We start from the raw sequence: 3114 nt of genomic DNA on the forward strand, positions 1-3114 counted from the left end.
GTACTTCTTCCAACTTCTTCCAACTCTAAGTACTTTAGGCACTCTAGGCACTTTAAGTACTTCTTCCAACTTCTTCCAACTCTAAGTACTCTAGGCACTTTAAGTACTTCTTCCCACTCCTTCCAACTCTAAGTACTCTAGGCACTTTAAGTACTTCTTCCCACTCCTTCCAACTCTAAGTACTCTAGGCACTCTAGGCACTTTAAGTACTTCTTCCCACTTCTTCCAACTTTAAGTACTTCTTAATTCAAACTACTTCTTTTCTTCTTCAAAACTTCTATCTTTTTTTCAGCATCTGCTTTTTTCTTTTTTTCAATTTCTACAACTTTCTCAGGTGCATTTTGAACAAACTTATCATTATTCAATTTTTTCATTACAATGTTCAAAAAGCCTTTCTGATATTCAATATCCTTATTTATCTTTTCAATTTCTTCATCAATATTAATACTGTCGCTAAAGGGAATAAAATACTCTGTTGAATGAACCACCAAAGATTGTATGTTATCCGGTTTGTCATCAATATACTCAATTGTTTCTATTAAACATAATTTTTTTACAACACCATCAAATTCGGTGTTACTCTTATCCTTTAATTGAATTTTTAGTTCAATTTTTTCCTTGTTTGGAATATTGTTATTGTTTCTAAAATCCCTGATTGCTGTTATTACCTGAGTAGCATGTTTAAATTTTGCAAGCAACTCTTCATCAAAATCCTTACTCTCAGGATATTTTGAAATAATTATATCATTATTCTCATTTCTTTTTTTAATGTGATGCCACAATTCTTCAGTAATAAATGGAACAAAAGGATGTAATAATTGTAATAATTTCTCAAAAAATTGAACTGCTTCATCAAAAGTTTTTTTATCAATTTTTTCTCCAAAAGGTGGTTTTATTATTTCAAGATACCAAGAACTGTAGTCATCCCAAAACAATTTATAAATAGTCATTAAAACATCCGAAATACGATATTTAGAGTAATGGTCTTCAATTATTGAAATGCTTTTGTTCAATTTTGAATCAAAGTATTTTGTTGCAAGTTTTGAATGTTCGGGTTGTTGCTTGCTTTCATCAACAGTCCAGCTTTGTGTTAAACGAAATGCATTCCAGATTTTGTTATTAAAATTTCTGCCTTGCTCACAAAGTCCTTCGTCAAAAAGCAAATCGTTTCCAGCAGGTGAAGAAAGAAGCATTCCTATCCTGACACCATCGGCTCCGTATTTTTTTATTAATTTTAAAGGACTAGGTGAATTACCTAATGACTTAGACATTTTTCTTCTCTGCTGATCTCTTACTATTCCTGTAAAATATACATTTTTAAAAGGAGGTTGACCAAGGTATTCATAACCTGCCATTATCATTCGGGCTACCCAAAAGAAAATTATTTCGGGAGCTGTAACAAGGTCGTTTGTAGGATAATAATATTTAATATCTTTGTTTTCAGGATTGCGGATACCGTCAAAAGTAGAAATTGGCCACAACCATGAAGAAAACCATGTATCAAGCACATCTTCATCTTGACGAATGTCATTGATTGTTAAATTATTATTCCCTGTTTTTTCTTTTGCAATTTCAAGAGCTTCATCTTTACTTTTTGCAATAATATAATCATCTCCCCCAAGGGTCTTATCTTCATTTTTTATATAGAATGCAGGAATTTGATGTCCCCACCACAGTTGTCTTGAAATGCACCAATCTTTAACATTTTCCATCCAGTGCTTATACATGTTTTTGAACTTTGCAGGATGAAATTTTATGCTATCATTCATTACATTTTCAAGAGCAGGCTTAGCTAGTTTGTCCATTTTAACAAACCACTGAATAGATAGTTTCGGTTCAATTACAGCATTTGTTCTTTCCGAATAACCAAGCTTATTTTTGTAGTCTTCAACTTTTAAAAGATTTCCGTTTTCTTCAAGTTTGGCAGTTGCCAATTTTCTTGCTTTAAATCTATCTATCCCTACAAACAACTGTGCATTATCGTTTAATGTTCCATTGTCATTAAAAATATTTATTGTTTGTAGCTTGTGCTTAATACCAATTTCATAATCATGAATATCATGTGCAGGAGTAATTTTTAAGGCTCCAGTACCAAATTCCATGTCAACGTATTCGTCATAAATCAAAGGTACTTTTCTGTTTACCAAAGGAATAATAATTTCTTTTCCTTTAAGATGTTTGTATCTTTCATCTTTAGGATTTACACAAACAGCAGTATCTCCGAGAATTGTTTCAGGTCTTGTAGTAGCAATTGTTAAAAAATCATTTGTTCCTGCAATATTATATTTTACGTAATAAAGTTTGGAATTAACTTCTTTATGAATAACTTCTTCATCAGAAACAGCCGTTATTGCTTGTGGGTCCCAATTTACCATTCTTATTCCCCTGTAAATCAATCCTTTTTTATGTAAGTCAATAAAAGTATCAATTACACTTTCGGAAAGGTCTTCATCCATTGTAAATTTTGTTCTTTCCCAATCACATGAGGCACCAAGTTTTTTTAGTTGTTCTAAAATTATCCCCCCGTGTTCTTCTTTCCAATCCCATGCATATTCAAGAAACTCCTTACGGCTAATATCTGACTTTTTTATTCCAAGTTCTTTAAGTTTGTTCACAACTTTTGATTCTGTTGCAATTGAAGCATGATCGGTACCGGGAAGCCAACAAGCGTTTTTGCCTTTCATTCGTGCTGTTCTAACCAAAACATCCTGAATTGTATTGTTTAGCATGTGTCCCATGTGCAAAACTCCTGTAACGTTTGGTGGAGGTATTACCATTGTAAATGCTTCTCTTTCGTCTGGTTCAGAATGAAAATATCCCTTTTTCATCCATTTGTCATACCATTTGTCCTCAATATTTGTTGGGTCGTAGTTTTTATTCAGTTCCATGTTTTGTTAAATCGTTTTTAGCAAAATAAATAATAGTTTTTTTTGAGTTGCAAAAATAATTAATTATTCAATAAGTAAATTGATGTAATAATAAAAAAGAAGAAGTGCCTAAAGTACTTGGAGTACTTAAAGTGCCTAAAGTTTGAGAAACGAACAATTAAGAAGTGCCTAAAGTACTTGGAGTACTTAAAGTGCCTAAAGTTTGAGAAACGAACAATTAAGAAGT

1 protein-coding gene is annotated in these 3114 nt (G+C 32.0%); it reads right to left on the reverse strand.

Annotated elements, in window-relative coordinates; genetic code table 11:
- Positions 1–242: 242 nt before the first annotated feature.
- On the reverse strand, positions 243–2888 hold the full coding sequence (locus U9R42_13880) for a valine--tRNA ligase (protein MEA3497112.1): 2646 nt from the start codon (positions 2886–2888) through the stop codon (positions 243–245).
- Positions 2889–3114 lie beyond the last annotated feature (226 nt).

This window comes from Bacteroidota bacterium (genome assembly GCA_034723125.1).
Lineage (GTDB): Bacteria > Bacteroidota > Bacteroidia > CAILMK01 > JAAYUY01 > JAYEOP01.